The sequence below is a fragment of the Streptomyces sp. NPDC058955 genome, assembly GCF_042741435.1.
In the GTDB taxonomy this organism is placed as follows: Bacteria; Actinomycetota; Actinomycetes; order Streptomycetales; family Streptomycetaceae; genus Streptomyces.
In genome coordinates this window covers 1-16065 of record NZ_JBHYKM010000009.1, presented here as the reverse complement: position 1 = coordinate 16065, position 16065 = coordinate 1, and the positions used below count along the sequence as shown (strand labels likewise).

The following is a 16065-nucleotide window of genomic DNA, read 5'->3' as shown; positions in this document are numbered from 1 at the left end:
GCCGCACCCCGGTCGGTCGGGGTGCGGCCCGCACACGGCGTGCGTGCGTCCGGATCCTGTTCCTGTTCCCGACCCTCGTCAGGATCAGGAAGAGGATCAGACGGCGAGCTCGACCGTGATGTTGCCGCGGGTCGCCTTGGAGTACGGGCAGACCTGGTGGGCCTTCTCGATCAGGCTCTTGGCGGTCTCGGCGTCCACGTTCGGGATGGAGGCCGAGATCTTGACGATGATGCCGAAGCCGTCGTCGTTCTTGCCGATGCCGACCTCGGCGGTGACCGTCGAGCCGGAGATGTCCGCGTTCTCGTTCCGCGCGACGACGCCGAGGGCGCCCTGGAAGCAGGCGCTGTAGCCGGCCGCGAAGAGCTGCTCGGGGTTGGTGCCCTCGCCGGAGCCGCCCATGGCCTTGGGCGGGTTGACGGTGACGTCGAGCTTGCCGTCGTCGGTGGCGACACGGCCGTCACGGCCGTTCTCCGCGGTGGCGACGGCGGTGTAGAGAACGTCGGAGTGCTGGATGGACATGCTGGTTCCGCTTTCTTCTCCCCGCCGCGACTCGCGCCCACGATCGCGGCGGCTGAGGGCAGACTACCGGTCCAGCGAGACGATCATCTTTCCGGTGTTGTCGCCGCGGAGCAGGCCGAGGAAGGCGTCCACGCCGTTCTCGATCCCGGTGGCGAAGGTCTCGCGGTACTTCAGCTCGCCGGAGCGCAGCCGGCCGCCGACCTCCTCGACGAACTGCTGCTGCAGGCCGTAGTGGTCGCCGACCAGGACGCCCTGGAGGCGGAGCCGCTTGCCGATGATCATCGCCATGTTGCGCGGGCCGGGGACCGGCTCCGTGTCGTTGTACTGCGCGATCATGCCGCAGATGGCGGCGCGGCCGTGCACGTTGAGCGAGGAGATCGCGGCCTCCAGGTGTTCGCCGCCCACGTTGTCGAAGTAGACGTCGATGCCGTCCGGGGCGGCCTCGCGGAGCTGGTCCCGCACCGGGCCGTTGCGGTAGTTGAAGGCGGCGTCGAAGCCGAGCTCCTCGACCAGCCACTTCACCTTCTCGTCGGAGCCGGCCGAGCCGATGACCCGGGAGGCGCCGTTGAGCTTGGCGAGCTGGCCGACCTGGCTGCCGACGGCGCCGGCCGCGCCGGAGACGAAGACGGCGTCCCCCGCCTTGAAGGAGGCGGTCTCGAAGAGGCCGGCGTAGGCGGTCAGGCCGGTCATGCCGAGCACGCCGAGGTAGGTGGAGAGCGGGGCGAGCTCGGGGTCCACCTTGGTGGCGTGCTCCGCCGGGACGCTGGCGTACTCGCGCCAGCCGAGGCCGTGCAGGACGTGGTCGCCCTCGGCGAAGCCCTCCGCGCTCGACGCCACGACGACGCCGACCGCGCCGCCGTCCATCGGGTGGTCCAGCTTGAACGGCGGGATGTAGGACTTCACGTCGTTCATCCGGCCGCGCATGTACGGGTCGACCGAGAAGTGGAGGTTCCGCACCAGGATCCGGCCCTCGGCGGGCGCCTCGACCGGAACCTCGCGCAGGGCGAAGTCGGTGGCGACGGGCCAGCCGTGCGGGCGGGCGACGAGGTGCCATTCACGGCTGGTGGCGGGCAGAGCGGTCATGGGGGGACCTCCAGAAAAAGCTTCACTTGATGAAACAACCATGCGCCTTGATATTTCATGTTGTCAAGCATCGGAGTACGATGGTGCCCATGCCCACCTCACACACCGACCCCGTGACCCTCGAAGTCGTCGAGCTGATCGGCACGGTCGTGGCGCGCTACCACCAGGAGTACGAGGAGGCCGCCGCCACCCACTCCCTCACCGGCGCGCAGGCCCGCGTCCTCGGGCTGCTCACCCTGGAGCCCACGCCGATGCGGAAGATCGCCGAGAAGCTCAAGTGCGAGCCGTCCAACGTCACGGGGATCATCGACCGCCTGGAGTCCCGGGGCCTGGTCGAGCGGCGCCCCGACCCGGCCGACCGCCGGGTCAAGCTGGCCGCCCCCACCGACGAGGGCCGGGACACCGCCCGCCGGCTGCGCGACTCCCTGCACTTCGCGCGCGAACCGCTCGGCGAGCTGACCGCCGTCGAGCGCACCCTGCTCCGGGACCTGCTGCGCCGGATGCTCGGCGAGGAGACGGCCTGACGGCCCTCCCCCGACGCCCTGGGCGCACCACCACGGGGACGACCTAGACGCACCACCACAGGAAGGGGGTGCAGCTCTCCGAGGGCTCCGGGGCCGGCGTCGTCGCGGGCGGCGGTGTCGTCGCGCTCGCGGAGGGGGACGGGGTCGCGCCGCCCGAGGCCGGGGCGGTGGGCGAGCCCGAGGCGCTCGGCGTCGCACCGGACCCGTCGCCCTGCGGCCCCGAGGTGACCTCCGGCACGGACGGTGCCGGGGAGGAGGGCGCGGCGGAGGTGGCGACCGGGCCGGCGGTCGCGCCGCCCGCACCGGTCCCCGTACCGGAGCCCGCCCCCGCACCCGTACCGGACGTACCCGAGCCCGTGCCCGTGCCCGTACCGGATCCGGCGCCGGAGCCCGAGGCGTGCGTGGCGGCCACGCCGGAGCCCGTGCTGATCCGGCGCGGGCGCTCGGTCGGTGCCGACGGGCCCCCGGTCGCCCGGGGTCCGTCCTCGCCGTCCCCCGCCGCCGGCTCGCTCGGATCTCGGGTCGGCAGGGCGGGCGCCGGCGGGGCCTCGGTGGCCTCCAGCTCCTCCACGGCCAGCGCGGGCCCCTTCTCCTCCGGCTCCTCGAAGGCCGCCTTCGCCAGGCCCAGCGAACCCGCCGCGAGGACCAGCCCCAGGGTGCTCACCGCGACCGCCCGGCCCCGGCCGGCCTTCCCCCGCTTCCGGCGGCGCGGCGCGGACCGGCCCGCCGCCCGTCCGGCGCTCCTCGGCGGCACCACCACGTCCAGCTCGTAGACGTGCTCGGGCGCGAGCGGCGCGCCGACGCCCGCCTCGGCTTCCGGCTCGGGCTCCGGCGCGTGCGCGTACGGCTCGGACTCGGACACCACAGCGGCATAGGGCTGCTGTGAATACGACTCCGCCGGGTACGGCTCCGGCGCGTACGGCCGTCCGGTCGGATACGGCTCCGGCGCCTCGACGCCCTCGTGAGGCGCGGAGTGAGGCAGGGCGTGGGGGGTGTCGTACCGCAGCCGCTCGACGGAGGTCCCGCACCCGGCACAGGCGAGGGCCCCGTTGAGATACCGCCGGCACGCGTGGCAGTAGTCCATGGGGCTCGCACGCTAGGACGAGCGGCCCGACCCCGGGGAGTCGAGGGTGTGAGGATCTTGTGAGGAAACCGCAGGTGGGCGCCGTGGCGCCGCGATTCTCCCGGTTCGCCACCCCTCCCCCGCGCGCCCCCGGACCGATGCCTTCCGCCGGCCCGGCCGCCCCTCCGCGGCCTCCCCGCCACCGCACCGGCCCGCGCCGCCCCGGCCCCGGGCGGCGCAGCCCAGCGCGCGCGGCGGGCGCGGCGGTCGCACGATGCGAACAGGACACCCGACCGCGACACCTCGCCCGTGTCAGCACCGCACCCCGGAGGATCCGCCGTGACCGTCAGCCTCGATCAGCTGCGCCGTTGCCATGTCGCCGTCGACCTGGGTGCCGCCCGCACCCGGGTCTTCGTCAAGGGGGCCGGGCTCGTCGTCGACGAGCCGAGCGTCGCCGCCGTCAACACCCGTACCGGAGCGCTGATCGCGGTCGGCGCGCTCGCCGAGAAGATGACCGGCCGCACCCCCGACTACATCCGGGTCGTGCGCCCGGTCTCCGGCGGCACGGTCGTCGACATCGAGATGGCCCAGCGGATGCTCCGCCACCTCCTCGGCGAGAAGCTGCGCCGGCAGCTGCGCCGCAAGCCCCGGCTGCGGGCCGCCGCCTGCACCCCGCACGACAGCGACCCGCTCGCCCAGCGCGCGGCCGTGGAGACCCTGGTGGGGCTCGGGGCGCGCCGGGTCGAGCTGGTCGACACGCTGATCGCGGCGGCCGTCGGCTGCGGTCTGCCGGTGGAGCAGCCCACCGCGACCATGATCATGGTGTGCGGGGCGGCGACGACGCAGGTCGCGGTGCTCTCGCTCGGCGCGATCGTCACGGCCGAGCGGATCCCGGTCGGCGGCGACGCCATCGACCACGCGATCATCCAGCACCTGCGCCACCACCACGAGCTGATGCTGCCGAGCCAGTCGGTGCGCCCGCTCCAGCTCGCGCTGAGCGGCAACGGCCTGACCCCGCACGGCCCGGTGTCCACCGAGATCCACGGCCGGGACGTGGCCACCGGCCTGGCCCGTTCGGTCACCGTCGAGACGGCGGCCGTGCGGGAGGCGATCCACACCCCGCTGACGGCGGTGCTCGACGGCATCGGGAAGGTGCTGCGGGACTGCCCGCCGGACCTGGTGGCCGACCTCGCCGACCGGGGGATCATGATGGTCGGCGGCAGCGCGCTGCTGCCGGGCCTGGACCAGATGCTGCGGGACGCCACCGGCATGCCGGTGCACATCGCCGAACGGCCGGACGTCTGCGCCGTGCTGGGCCTCGGCGCGATGCTGGAGGGCAAGGTCCAGCCGATGGTCCTCGACCCGCTGGGCGACCACCGCGGCCTGGCGGACGACGCCGACGACCGGGACCGGGACCGCGCGTTCGCGGACGATCTGACGGAGTGACCAATCCTGACATCGCCCGATTCGTATGCCGATGAGACCATGGTGATCATGGACGAGGACGGGGAGCAGGAGCAGGCCCGCCTGCCCATGCTGCTCGAAGCCGTCCTCGGCGTCGGCACGGACCTCGAACTCCGCGCCACGCTCCAGCACCTGGTGGACGCGGCGACGGAGCTGGTCGGGGCGGGCCGGGGGGCGCTGCGGGTCGTGGACCCCGAGCGCCCCCGGCTCACCGGGCTCTTCACCACCGGGATGACCGACGAGGAGCGGGCCCGCGCCGGCCGGCTCCCCGACGGCCCCTCCGGGGACCTCGGCGTGCCGATCCGGGTGCACCAGCAGGTCTTCGGCCATCTCCACCTCTCCGGGAAGCCGGGCGGCTTCACCGAGGAGGACCTGGCGCTGCTGCGGGTCCTCGCCGCCCAGGCCGGCATCGCGATCGGCAACGCCCGGCTCTACGAGACGGCCCGGCAGCGCGAGCGGTGGATCGAGGGCGCGGCGGCCGTCACCACGGCGCTGCTCACCGGCGAGTCCGCCGAGGACGCCCTGATGACCGTCGCCGAGCAGGCCCGGATCCTCGCCGGGGCGGCCGCCGGAGTGATCCTCCAGCCCACCCCCGAGGGCGGCATGGAGATCGTCACGGCCTCCACCTCGGAGGACCCCGGCGAGCTGGTCGGCACCACCATCCGGCCCGGCTCCGCCGTGCTCGTCCAGCTGCTGGGCGGGGAGCCGGTCTTCGTCGAGGACTCGTCGACCGACCCGCGGATGACCACGCCGGTGCGGTCCCGGTTCGGGCCGTCGATGATGCTGCCGCTGCGCAGCGGCGGGAGGCTGATCGGCACGCTGGCCCTCCCCCGCCGCCGGGGCGACGAGCCGTACTCGGCGGTGGACCGGCTGCTCGCCTCGCAGTTCGCCTCGCAGGCGGCGCTGGCGCTGGTGCTCGCGGACGCGCGGCACGACCGGGAGCGGCTCGCGGTCTTCGAGGACCGCGACCGGATCGCCCGCGACCTGCACGATCTCGTCGTCCAGCGGCTGTTCGCCACGGAGATGATGCTGGAGTCGACCCGCCGCCGCGCCGGGGAGGCGTCCGAGGAGGACGCGCTGCTCGGGAAGGCGGTGGACGAGCTGGACTCGACGATCCAGGAGGTGCGGACGACGATCTTCGCCCTCCAGCAGCCGCCGGCGGAGGCCCCGACGACCTTCCGGGGGCGGGTGCTGCGGGAGACCGGCGGGGCGGGGGTGCTGCTGGGCTTCCAGCCGTCGGTGCGGTTCTCCGGTGCGGTGGACACGCTGGTGGACGAGCCGCAGGCGCGGAAGCTGCTGGCCGCGCTGCGCGGGGCGCTCGCGGCGGCGCACCGGCGGCCGGGGATCGGGCGGATCCAGGTGGACGTCGGCGTCCGTGACGGGGACGCCTGGCTGCGCGTCGAGGACGACGGCACCCCGCCGACGACGGTGACCTGGCCGTGAACGGCGCCGCCCCACGGACGGAGCAGCCCCGCGCGCCGGGTCGTGGCGCCGGATCTTGACTGAGGGGGTGAACTCCGACGCCAAGCCCCCGACCGCGGCGGCCTACCGCAACCTGGTGATGGCCACCCTCGGCTTCACGCTCACCTTCTGGGCGTGGAACCTGATCGCGCCCCTCGGCAGCTGGTACGGCGAGCACCTGGGCCTCAGCTCGTTCCAGCAGTCCTTCCTCGTCGCCGTGCCGGTGCTGGTCGGCTCGCTGGGCCGCGTCCCGGCCGGCGCGCTGACCGACAGGTACGGCGCGAAGCTGATGTTCCCGCTGGTCTCGGCGCTGACGATCGTCCCGGTGCTGCTGCTGATCGTGGTGAAGGACTCGTACGGCCTGATGATCGTGGTCGGCTTCCTCCTCGGCCTCGGCGGCACGACCTTCGCGATCGGCATCCCGCTGGTCAACTCCTGGTTCCCGCCGGAGAAGCGGGGCCTGGCGCTCGGCGTCTTCGGCATGGGCATGGGCGGTGTGGCGCTCTCCGGCTACTTCACCCCGCGGATCGCCGAGCACGGCGAGAACCTGCCGTTCGTCGTCGTGGCGGTCGCGCTGGCCGTGTACGCGGTCCTCGCCGCCGCCCTCATCACCGACCGGCCGGACCGGCCGGTGCCGACGGACTCGCTGGGGACCCGGCTGCGCTCGGCGGGCCGGCTGCGGGTGACGTGGGAGCTGTCGGCGCTGTACGCGATCGGCTTCGGCGGCATCGTGGCCTTCGGCGTGTACCTGCCGACGTACCTGAAGACCTGGTACGAGCTGGATCCGACGGACGCGGGCACCAAGGCGGCCGGGTTCGCGGCGGTCACCGTCGTCTTCCGGCCGCTCGGCGGCTGGCTGTCGGACCGGATCCACCCGGCGGTCGTCACCGCGTGGGCGCTCGGCGTCGTCGCCCTCTTCGCCGTCGTCCAGGCCTTCGACCCGAAGCTGAGCCCGGGCGGCACGATCGCGCTGCTGGTGATGGCGGCCGGTCTGGGCACCGCGAGCGGCTCGGTCTTCGCGCTGGTCTCGCAGGTGACCCCGCAGGCCAAGGTGGGCTCCGTGACCGGCATCGTCGGCGCGATGGGCGGCCTCGGCGGCTTCGTCCCGCCGCTGGTGATGGGCGCGATCTACAGCGCCAAGGACTCGTACTCGATCGGCTTCATGCTCCTGTCCGACCTGGCGCTGGCCGGCTGTGTGTACGCGTACGGGCGGATGCGCGGGCTGCGGCCGGGCGGCGAGGCGGCGGCCGCCGGAGCGACGAAGGTCACCGCCGACGGCCGCTGACGCCCCGGCAGAATGCTCCCCGGCAGCACCCCTCGCCCCCGACCCGAGGAGTACGACCGGTGAACGCGCCGCTCTCCCGCCCGCCCTTCCCGCCGTTGTTCCCGGCCCTCGCGGCCCCGACCGCCCGGCCCGCCCTGCGCTGCGGCCCGGACGCGCTCTCGTACGAGGAGCTGGCCCGGGCCGCCGGTGCGCTCGCCGCCCGGCTCGCCGGGTCCCGGCGGGTCGCCGTGTGGGCCGTGCCGACCGCCCGGACGGCGGTGGCCACGGTGGCGGCGCTGCTCGCGGGCGTCCCCGCCGTCCCGCTCAACCCGCGCTCCGGCGAGCGGGAGCTGGCGCACATCCTGGGCGACAGCGCGCCGGACGCGGTGCTGGCGGGCCCGGACGACGCGCTGCCGGCGGCGCTCGGCGGACTCCCCCGCGTCGACGTGCCGCTCGACGGGCCGGCCGGGCCCCCGCCGCCGCGGGACACCGACCCGGAGTCGACCGCCCTGGTCGTCTACACCTCCGGCACCACGGGACCGCCGAAGGGCGTGCTGCTCTCCCGCCGGGCGGTCGCCGCCTCGCTCGACGCGCTCGCCGAGGCGTGGTCCTGGACGGCGGACGACGTCCTGGTGCACGGGCTGCCGCTGTTCCACGTCCACGGCCTGGTCCTGGGGATCCTGGGGCCGCTGCGGCGCGGCGGCGAGGTCCGGCACCTGGGCGCCTTCTCGGCCGAGGGCGTCGCCCGCGAACTGGCCGGCGGCGGCACGATGCTGTTCGGCGTCCCCACCATGTACCACCGGCTCGCCGACGCCCTCCCCGAGGACCCGGCGCTGGCCGAGGCCCTGTCGGGGGCGCGGCTGCTGGTGTCGGGGTCGGCGGCGCTGCCGGTGCACGACCACGAGCGGATCGCGGCGGCGACGGGCCGGACGGTGGTGGAGCGGTACGGGATGAGCGAGACGCTGATGAACACCAGCGTGCTGCCCGGCGGCCCGCCGCGCCCCGGGACGGTGGGGCTGCCGCTGCCGGGCGTGGCGGTGCGGCTGGTGGAGGAGGACGGCACGGTGCTCGCCGGGTCCGACGGGGAGACCGTCGGCGAGGTGCAGGTGCGCGGCCCGAACCTCTTCTCCGGCTATCTGAACCGGCCGGACGCGACCGCGGCGGCGTTCGACGGCGACTGGTTCCGTACCGGCGACATGGCCGTCCGGGAGGCCGACGGGACGATCCGGCTGGTGGGCCGCAAGGCCACCGACCTGATCAAGAGCGGCGGCTACAAGATCGGCGCGGGCGAGATCGAGAACGCGCTGCTCGACCACCCGGGGGTGCGGGAGGCCGCCGTCACCGGGGAGCCCGACCCGGATCTGGGCGAGCGGATCGTGGCCTGGGTGGTGCCGGCCGACCCGGCCCGGCCGCCGGCGGACGCGGAGCTGGCGGACCACGTGGCCCGGCTGCTCGCGCCGCACAAGCGGCCCAGGACGGTCCGGCTGCTCGACGCCCTCCCCCGCAACGACCTCGGCAAGGTGCTGAAGACGCGGCTGCCGCAGGGGTAGCGGCGCCTCACGGGGTCGGGTCGAGGGCGTCGTAGCGGCGGAAGCCGCGGGCGAACACGGCGAACACGCCGACGGCGAGGACGCAGAGCAGGCCGCCGCCGGTGATGGCGACGGACGGCGAGGTGAGGTCGGCGACCGAGCCGGACACGAAGTCGCCGAGCCGGGGTCCGCCCGCGACGACCACGATGAAGACGCCCTGGAGCCGGCCGCGCATCTCGTCCGGCGCGGCGACCTGCATCATCGTGTTCCGGAAGATCATCGACGCGGTGTCGGCGTAGCCGGCGGCGGCGAGGCACAGCAGTCCGACCCAGAGGTTCCGGCTGAGGCCGAAGGCGGCGATGGCGAGGCCCCAGGCGGCGACGGACACGAGGATGGCCTGCCCGTGGCGGCGGATCCGGCTCTGCCAGCCGGAGATCACCCCGCCCATCAGCGCGCCGAACGCGGGCGCGGCGACGAGGAGTCCGGTGGTCTTGGCGTCGCCGCCGAACCAGAGGACGGCGACGGCCGGGAAGAGCGCCTTCGGCTGGGCGAGGATCATCGCGAAGAGGTCGGAGACGAAGGTGGCGCGCAGGTTGGGGCGGGTGCCGAGGAAGCGCAGCCCGTCGAGGACCGAGGCCCTCTTGGCCCCGGTGCGCTCCGGCGGCATCGAGGGCAGCCGCCACATCGCGTACAGGCTCGCGAAGAAGGCGAGGGCGTCGATGGTGTAGGCGGTCTGGTAGCCGGCGAAGCCCACGATCACGCCGCCGAGGCTGGGGCCGACGAGCGTGCCGAAGGTCATGACCATGGAGTTCAGCGCGTTGGCGGCGCGCAGCTGCTCGGGCGGGAGCAGGCGGGGGATCATCGCGCTGCGGGCGGGCGAGTTGAGGGCGCCGCAGACCGCCTGGAGGGCGACGATCCCGTAGAGGAACCAGACGCGGTGGAAGCCGGCGAAGGCGGCGACGGCCAGCGCGGCGGAGAGCGCCGCGGCGCCGGTCGCGCCGACGAGTCCGAGGGTGCGCCGGTCGACGGTGTCGGCGATCGCCCCGCCGTACAGGCCGAAGACGACGAGCGGCACGAGGGAGAAGAGGCCGACGAGTCCGACGGAGAACGCCGAGCCGGTGATCTCGTACACCTGGAGCGAGATCGCGAGGGTGGTCATGCCCTGGCCGACCCAGGAGACGCTGCTGCCGAACCAGAGGCGGCGGTAGTCGGCTGAGGTGCGCAGCGGGGTGAGGTCGGCGAAGATCCGCCGCTTCTCCTCCTCCCGCGGCGGCTCGACGGCGGTCACGCGGCGACCGCGGTGAGGTCGTAGCTGAGCTCGGGGCGCTCCCAGTGGATGCGTCCGGCGGCGGCGACGGTGCCGGTGCGGCGGGCGCCGGTGCGGAGGTAGAACTCCTCGGCCGGCGGGTGGGCGACGACCCGGACGGCGTCGAGCCCGGCGGCGCGGGCCTCGGCGGTCATGTGGGCCATCAGCAGGCGTCCGATGCCGAGCCCCTGGGCGGAGTCGGCGACGAAGGCGAGGTCGAGTTCGGCCTCGTCGAGGAGGAGGGCGTAGAAGCCGAGGACGCGGTCGTCGGCGTCGACGGCGGCGTAGACCGGGTGGTGCTCGATGTAGGCGCCGCCGACCTGGTAGCCGTCGACCATGACGGCGTACGGCCCGCGGTAGGCGGCGGAGCGGCGGACGAGCCGGGTCAGACGGGCGGAGTCGGCGGCCGTGGCGCGGCGGACGGTGATCTCGGACATGGGGCGAGTATAGGAATGCTTTTCATACTCGGCCCTTACATTTTGGCCGCGGTGACGGCTCAGCCGCAGGCGGGGCGCAGTGCGGCGGGGTCGGCGCCGTCGAGCCGGGCGGCGAGGGTGCCGAGCCGTTCGCGCAGGTCGGCGATGTCGGCGAGGTCGAGGCCGGTGGCGGCGGCGATCCGGCGGGGCACGCCGAGGGCGGGCTCGCGCAGGGCGGCGCCGGCCGGGGTGACCCGGGCGGTGACGGACCGCTCGTCCTCCGCGCTGCGCCGGCGCTCCACGTATCCGGCCGCCTCCAGCCGCTTGAGCAGCGGCGACAGGGTGCCGGAGTCGAGCCGCAGCCGCTCCCCGATGCCCTTCACGGGCAGTTCGCCGTGCTCCCAGAGGACGAGCATGACGAGGTACTGGGGGTAGGTGAGCCCGAGCTCCTTGAGCGCCTCGCGGTAGACGCCGTTGAAGGCGCGGGCGGCGGCGTGCAGCGAGAAGCAGATCTGCCGGTCGAGCCGGAGGAACTCTTCGTCGGGGAGGGTGTCGGGCGTCTCCATGCCTCCAGGGTACGCGAGAACCTTCCTACGCAATTGAGTTGTGCACAACTTAATCGTGCGCTATCAATAGAGAGGCGGCACACCACCGCCCCTCGCCTCCCGAGGAACGCCTTACGAGACTGGAGACCCCCATGGACGCCCTCTACACCGCCGTCGCCACCGCCAACGGGCGCGAGGGCCGCGCCGTCAGCTCCGACGGCCGGATCGACCTCCCCCTCGCCCACCCCCAGGCCCTCGGCGGCAACGGTGAGGGCACCAACCCCGAGCAGCTCTTCGCCGCCGGCTACGCGGCCTGCTTCGCCAGCGCCATGGGCGTCGTCGCCCGCCAGGAGAAGATCGACATCTCCGAGGCGTCGGTCACGGCCGAGGTCTCCATCGGCAAGGACGCCGCCGACGGCGGCTTCGGCCTCGCCGTCGTCATGCGCGCCGAGTTCCCCGACCACCTCCAGGGCGAGGCCGGCCTGGCCCTGCTGGAGAAGACCCACGCCTTCTGCCCCTACTCCAAGGCCACCCGCGGCAACATCACCGTGGACCTCGTCGTCGAGTAGTCCCCGGTCCGCCCGTCCACCGGTCTCCCCCGGACGACCCGCCCGCTTCCGGGGGAAGGATCGGCCCACGGGGTGGCGACGGCTCCGGCCCGCGCCATACCCTGGACGGCAGGGCGGCGGCGCCCGTACTGCCCATGTCCGATCGGGAGTTGGGACCACAGGAGCCGTGACGGGGGGGCTTTTGTTCGACGAGGGCCACGGCGCTCACGCACCCGAGTTCCGGCGTGAGCTGGTCGATCAGCTGTGCGCGGTGCCGGGGCTCGACGTCCCCGGCAGCCGGGACCTCCTGATCAGCATGCTCGCGGAACGGCTGCCCGAGGTGGGCGACGTCCCGCGGCACGGGCGCACCCGGCTGGACATCCTGGAGATCGTCCGCAGCTGCCTGCGCGAACCGCACGGCCTGCGCGAACTGGCCGACGCGCTCACCCTCTACGCCCCCGGCGCCACCCCCGTCCTCAGGATCCGGGAGCTCGCCGCCTCCGTCCCCGCCGCCCCCTCCGGCCCCGACGTCCTCCCGGTCCTGCCCGAGGCCGAGTTACGCGCGGCCCGCGCCCTGCTGTCCGCGCTCCCGCACCTCGACGCGCACGGCCTGCTCCACGCCGCCGCCGGCGAACTCCCCCTCCCCCCGACCCCCGTGGCCGGACTCGGCGAGGCGTTCGACCTCCTCACCCGGGTCAACGCCCGGCCCGACGGACTCCTCCCGGCGACCGTCCTGATCGAGCACGTGATCAGCGCGCTCGACGGCTCCGACGCCCACCGGGACACCGCCGACGACCTGCGCGCCTGGAACGACGCCCAGGCCACCGCGCTCCACCTCCTCCCGCAACTGGCCGCCGTCCGCGCGGAGCTCGCCCGCGACGCCGCCGCACAACCCGCACCCGCCTGCCTCGTTGTCCAGTTGTGCAGAAGCGGAATGGACCCGGACCGGTATCTGCTCTCCCACTGGCGCCAGATCCGGCCCGGCCCCTGGCGGCCCGAGCGCGGCGAGGACCGGCTCGTCACCCTGGCCGAGGTCCCCGCCGCCGTGGGCGAGCTGGTCGACCGGGCGGAGAAGGAGTGGGCCGGCCGCCCCGGCCGCCCCGTCCTGGAGTTCGTCCTCCCCTTCCACCTGCTCAACCATCCGATGGAGTGGCTGACGTCCGGATCGGACCTCACCACCGCCCTCTGCCTCACCTACCCGGTGGTCCTGCGCAGTCTGGAGCGGATGCGGGCCAAGGAGCACCACCGCAAGTGGCACAACCGCTGGCAGCAGATGCTCGACAGCCCCGACACCGTCTGCCACTGGGACACGGCCGGACGGCGCGGCCACGACGCCGTCCGGTGGAGCAGCGCGCTCATCGCCGACGAACGGCTCGTCTCCGTCGCCCTCGGCGCGCCCCCGCTCCGGGGACCGGCCGGCCGGCCCTCCTCCCTGGAGGCCGCGCTGCGCGCCGGCGTGCCGCTGGCGGTCTGGGACCGGCGGCCCGAGCCACCCGCCGAGTTCCGCAGGCGCGCCAAGCGCCTCCTGAAGGGAAAGGCGATCGAACTCCCGCAGCGCGTCAAGAAGTTGCGGAGCGAGGCCGCCACCGCCGCCGCCGGCCAGCGGGACGTCCATGTGGGGCGGCACCTCGCCGTCCTCTTCGACGACCCGAACCGGCTCGTCGACTGGCCCGGATCGCCGGGTCCGGCCGCCGGGACCGCGCGCGGCGGACACGACGACGAGGGGGAAACATGAGCGGTGTCCGTCATCCGGTCGACAACAGCCGGAACGGAGGGCACGTCAGCAGCCGCAGCTGGTGGATCTACCGGGGCACCGGCCGGCCGCTGACCGACATCCGCCTCGGCGACGTCCTGCCGCCGCCACCCGGCTGGCGGAACTTCGACGGCGGCCCCGTGCTGCCCCCCGTCCCCGCCGAGAGCGCCGAGACCGACCGCCGCCTCGGCGCCGTCGGCCGCGCCACCCCCCGGCAGGACGCGCACGACATCGACCTGATCAACACCGCCCTGCTGCTCCGCCGGCCGCTGCTGGTCACCGGCCGCCCCGGCATCGGCAAGTCCACCCTCGCCTACCTCGTCGCCCGCGAGCTGGGCCTCGGCCGCGTCCTGCACTGGGGCATCACCTCCCGCAGCACCCTGCGCTCCGGCCTGTACGAGTACGACGCCATCGGCCGCGCCCAGGCGTCCCTCGGCGCCCGCGCCCGGGCCGCCGCCCCGGCCCCCGCGCCCGTGCCCGCCCAGCCGGCCGACCCGACGGCGGGCACCCCCGACGCCGACACCGGGCCCCGCATCGGCGACTTCGTCCGGCTCGGCCCGCTGGGCACCGCCCTGCTGCCGTACGAACTGCCCCGCGTGCTGCTCATCGACGAGCTCGACAAGAGCGACATCGACCTGCCCAACGACCTCCTGCACGTCCTGGAGAACGGCTCCTACGACATCCCCGAGCTGGTCCGCGCCCGCCACCAGGAGGGCAGGGCCCGGGTGTTCACCGACGACCCGGACGGCACCGCGCCGGTCACCGACGGGCTGGTGCGCTGCCGGGCCTTCCCGTTCGTCGTCATCACCAGCAACGGCGAGCGGCAGTTCCCCGCCGCCTTCCTGCGCCGCTGCGTCCGGCTCGACGTCTCCCCGCCGCGCGAGGACCAGCTGGCCGCCATGATCGCCGCCCACTTCCGGGACCAGGGCGGCCGGCACGACGCCATGATCCAGACCTTCATGGAGCGCAGCCGGGAGAACGGCGGACTCGCCGCCGACCAGCTGCTGAACGCCGTCTACCTGCGGTCGGCCGGCGTGCGGGACGACGACGAGACCTGGGGCGAGCTGCTCGACGCGCTCTGGCGGCGGCTGTCGGGGGCACCCTGATGGACGACGACGAAGCCCGCTCGCTCCCCGAGCCGTTCGAGGTCGCGGAGGCGCTGTGGCTGCACGCGTACCAGACGCTCGCGGCCCGCCTCCCGTCCTCCGACCCACCGCGCCCCCGGCCGGTGAGCCTGCCCGGACTCCCCGTCCCCGGCCAGGACCTGCCCACCCCGCCCCTCGACGCCCCCGGCGCTCCCGGACTCCCCGGCGCGCCCCCGGCGGGCGGTCCCCGGCCCGGCGGGACGGAGACCCCCGACGGCACCCCCGACGGCACCCCCGGCGCGTCCCACCCGGCCGGGCCACCGGGCCTGCTCGCCCGGGAGTTCGCGCTGGCCCGCGAGCTCCACCGGACGCCCGTGCGGGCCGAACCGCTGCCGGACCTGCGCGACGCCCCCGGGATCGCCCGCCGGCTGCGGCCCCTCAAGCAGGTCGTCCCCTCCCCCTTCGACGTCGAACTGGACGAGGAGGCCACCGCCGAGCACGCCGCCGAGGACGGCCTCTGGCTCCCCTACACCCGGGCGGCGGACGAACGCCGCTTCGACGTGGTCCTCGTCGTCGACGACCACGCCACCATGGCGATCTGGGAACAGACGATCGCCGAGTTCACCGCCGTCCTCGAACAGCTGGGCGCCTTCCGGGACGTCCGGATCCGCCGGATGGGAGTCCGGGCGACCCCCCGCGGCGACGAGGCCGTGCTCCACGGACCGGTCGCCGGACAGGGCCCCGCCGGCTCCCCCGCCGAACTCCTCGACCGGACCGGCCGCCGCATCGTCCTCGTCCTCACCGACGCCCTCGGACCGCTCTGGCGGACCGGCGCCGGCCCCGGCGCGCTGGAGCTGTGGGCGGCCGCCGGACCGACCGCCGTGGTCCACCTCCTGTCCCAGCGGGACTGGCACCGCACCGCCCTCACGCCCCGCCGGGTGCGGCTCGGCAGCCCCCGCTCCGGCGCCGCCAACACCGAACTGGCCGTCTCCTTCCCGCCGGAGGAGTACGACCCCTTCGACCCGCCGCCCGCCACCTGGACCGCGCCCGTCCCCGTCCTGGAACTGGACGCCGACTGGCTGGGCCGCTGGGCCGCCCTGGTGGCCGGCGGGGCCGGCGGCTGGACGGACGCCTCCGCCCTGCTGCTCGGCGCGCCCGCCCCCGAGCCGCCGGAGGACCCGGGACCGCCCGAGGACCCCCCGCCGCCGACCGTGCAGGAACGCATCCGCCGCTTCCGCAGCCACGCCACCCCCACCGCCTTCCGCCTCGCCACCCATCTGGCCGCCGCCGTCCTCGACCCCCGGCTGGTCCGGGACGTCCGGCACCGGCTGGTCCCGGAGGCGCAACCGGTCCACGTGGCCGAGCTGTTCCTCAGCGGACTGGTCGAACAGCCCCCGGCCGGGGGGGGGGGGGGGCCCCCCCCCGCCCCCCCCCCCCCCGCGCGCCGCCCGCGGGCCCCCGCCCCACCGGGGGCGGGCCCGCCAGGGGGCCCGCCAACCGCCGGC

General features: G+C 75.0%; 15 protein-coding genes. 9 read left to right on the top strand and 6 right to left on the bottom strand.

Annotated elements, in window-relative coordinates:
* Nucleotides 1-96 precede the first annotated feature (96 nt).
* Together ACFW1I_RS06290 and ACFW1I_RS06285 are read right to left on the bottom strand one after the other, a co-directional pair.
* Nucleotides 97-519 (bottom strand): organic hydroperoxide resistance protein, encoded by a 423-nt coding sequence (locus tag ACFW1I_RS06290; RefSeq protein WP_384666548.1) that lies wholly within the window; start codon nucleotides 517-519, stop codon nucleotides 97-99.
* A gap of 63 nt (nucleotides 520-582) precedes the next feature.
* Entirely contained in the window at nucleotides 583-1602 is a 1020-nt protein-coding gene (locus tag ACFW1I_RS06285) for an NADP-dependent oxidoreductase (RefSeq protein ID WP_384666547.1), read from the bottom strand.
* Between the two features lie 89 nt (nucleotides 1603-1691).
* Here ACFW1I_RS06285 and ACFW1I_RS06280 point away from each other — a divergent pair, with 89 nt between their 5' ends.
* Entirely contained in the window at nucleotides 1692-2126 is a 435-nt protein-coding gene (locus ACFW1I_RS06280) for a MarR family winged helix-turn-helix transcriptional regulator (RefSeq protein ID WP_384666545.1), read from the top strand.
* A 43-nt stretch (nucleotides 2127-2169) separates the two neighbouring features.
* On the opposite strand, the gene ACFW1I_RS06275 is transcribed toward ACFW1I_RS06280, so the two are convergent.
* Nucleotides 2170-3210 (bottom strand): hypothetical protein, encoded by a 1041-nt coding sequence (locus tag ACFW1I_RS06275; RefSeq protein WP_384666543.1) that lies wholly within the window; start codon nucleotides 3208-3210, stop codon nucleotides 2170-2172.
* 318 nt (nucleotides 3211-3528) lie between these two features.
* Between ACFW1I_RS06275 and ACFW1I_RS06270 the strand changes: the two genes are divergently transcribed.
* The 4 genes from ACFW1I_RS06270 to ACFW1I_RS06255 all read left to right on the top strand — a co-directional run bounded on the left by ACFW1I_RS06270 (nucleotide 3529) and on the right by ACFW1I_RS06255 (nucleotide 8928).
* The gene (locus tag ACFW1I_RS06270) at nucleotides 3529-4635 is read left to right on the top strand and encodes a rod shape-determining protein (RefSeq protein ID WP_384666541.1); all 1107 of its coding nucleotides are present in this window, start codon (nucleotides 3529-3531) and stop codon (nucleotides 4633-4635) included.
* Nucleotides 4636-4674: 39 nt separating this feature from the next.
* Complete coding sequence (locus ACFW1I_RS06265) at nucleotides 4675-6096, top strand: GAF domain-containing protein (RefSeq protein ID WP_384666539.1); 1422 nt, start codon at nucleotides 4675-4677, stop codon at nucleotides 6094-6096.
* 118 nt (nucleotides 6097-6214) lie between these two features.
* On the top strand, nucleotides 6215-7399 hold the full coding sequence (locus tag ACFW1I_RS06260; RefSeq protein WP_384666696.1) for an MFS transporter: 1185 nt from the start codon (nucleotides 6215-6217) through the stop codon (nucleotides 7397-7399).
* 59 nt (nucleotides 7400-7458) lie between these two features.
* Nucleotides 7459-8928: an acyl-CoA synthetase gene (locus tag ACFW1I_RS06255; RefSeq protein WP_384666537.1), complete on the top strand. Its 1470-nt coding sequence runs from the start codon at nucleotides 7459-7461 to the stop codon at nucleotides 8926-8928.
* Nucleotides 8929-8935: 7 nt separating this feature from the next.
* Here the strand turns inward: ACFW1I_RS06255 and ACFW1I_RS06250 are convergent, their stop codons facing one another.
* From ACFW1I_RS06250 to ACFW1I_RS06240, 3 genes are read right to left on the bottom strand one after another with little or no spacing between them, the layout of a single operon-like run.
* Complete coding sequence (locus ACFW1I_RS06250; protein ID WP_384666536.1) at nucleotides 8936-10195, bottom strand: MFS transporter; 1260 nt, start codon at nucleotides 10193-10195, stop codon at nucleotides 8936-8938.
* Entirely contained in the window at nucleotides 10192-10650 is a 459-nt protein-coding gene (locus ACFW1I_RS06245) for a GNAT family N-acetyltransferase (RefSeq protein WP_384666534.1), read from the bottom strand. Before ACFW1I_RS06245 ends, ACFW1I_RS06250 begins: the two co-directional genes overlap by 4 nt.
* Before the next feature lie 59 nt (nucleotides 10651-10709).
* Entirely contained in the window at nucleotides 10710-11195 is a 486-nt protein-coding gene (locus ACFW1I_RS06240) for a MarR family winged helix-turn-helix transcriptional regulator (RefSeq protein ID WP_384666532.1), read from the bottom strand.
* Nucleotides 11196-11326: 131 nt separating this feature from the next.
* On the opposite strand from ACFW1I_RS06240, the gene ACFW1I_RS06235 reads away from it, so the two are divergent.
* The 4 genes from ACFW1I_RS06235 to ACFW1I_RS06220 form a co-directional block, all read left to right on the top strand.
* On the top strand, nucleotides 11327-11743 hold the full coding sequence (locus ACFW1I_RS06235; protein WP_031004902.1) for an organic hydroperoxide resistance protein: 417 nt from the start codon (nucleotides 11327-11329) through the stop codon (nucleotides 11741-11743).
* 166 nt (nucleotides 11744-11909) lie between these two features.
* On the top strand, nucleotides 11910-13457 hold the full coding sequence (locus tag ACFW1I_RS06230) for a hypothetical protein (protein ID WP_384666530.1): 1548 nt from the start codon (nucleotides 11910-11912) through the stop codon (nucleotides 13455-13457).
* Nucleotides 13454-14581 carry an AAA family ATPase gene (locus ACFW1I_RS06225; protein WP_384666528.1) on the top strand — a complete coding sequence of 376 codons (1128 nt, stop codon included), beginning with the start codon at nucleotides 13454-13456 and terminating at the stop codon, nucleotides 14579-14581. Before ACFW1I_RS06230 ends, ACFW1I_RS06225 begins: the two co-directional genes overlap by 4 nt.
* Nucleotides 14581-16065 (top strand): SAV_2336 N-terminal domain-related protein (locus ACFW1I_RS06220; RefSeq protein WP_384666527.1); only part of this gene is annotated, 1485 nt, incomplete at its 3' end. The genes ACFW1I_RS06225 and ACFW1I_RS06220, both read left to right, overlap by 1 nt.

Coding starts and splice junctions, on each gene's coding strand:
- ACFW1I_RS06235 (WP_031004902.1), top strand. CDS start 11,327: ATGGACGCCCTCTACACCGCCGTCGCCACCGCCAACGGGCGCGAGGGC.
- ACFW1I_RS06275 (WP_384666543.1), bottom strand. CDS start 3,210: ATGGACTACTGCCACGCGTGCCGGCGGTATCTCAACGGGGCCCTCGCC.
- ACFW1I_RS06260 (WP_384666696.1), top strand. CDS start 6,215: ATGGCCACCCTCGGCTTCACGCTCACCTTCTGGGCGTGGAACCTGATC.
- ACFW1I_RS06265 (WP_384666539.1), top strand. CDS start 4,675: ATGGTGATCATGGACGAGGACGGGGAGCAGGAGCAGGCCCGCCTGCCC.
- ACFW1I_RS06240 (WP_384666532.1), bottom strand. CDS start 11,195: ATGGAGACGCCCGACACCCTCCCCGACGAAGAGTTCCTCCGGCTCGAC.
- ACFW1I_RS06280 (WP_384666545.1), top strand. CDS start 1,692: ATGCCCACCTCACACACCGACCCCGTGACCCTCGAAGTCGTCGAGCTG.
- ACFW1I_RS06285 (WP_384666547.1), bottom strand. CDS start 1,602: ATGACCGCTCTGCCCGCCACCAGCCGTGAATGGCACCTCGTCGCCCGC.
- ACFW1I_RS06225 (WP_384666528.1), top strand. CDS start 13,454: ATGAGCGGTGTCCGTCATCCGGTCGACAACAGCCGGAACGGAGGGCAC.
- ACFW1I_RS06290 (WP_384666548.1), bottom strand. CDS start 519: ATGTCCATCCAGCACTCCGACGTTCTCTACACCGCCGTCGCCACCGCG.
- ACFW1I_RS06245 (WP_384666534.1), bottom strand. CDS start 10,650: ATGTCCGAGATCACCGTCCGCCGCGCCACGGCCGCCGACTCCGCCCGT.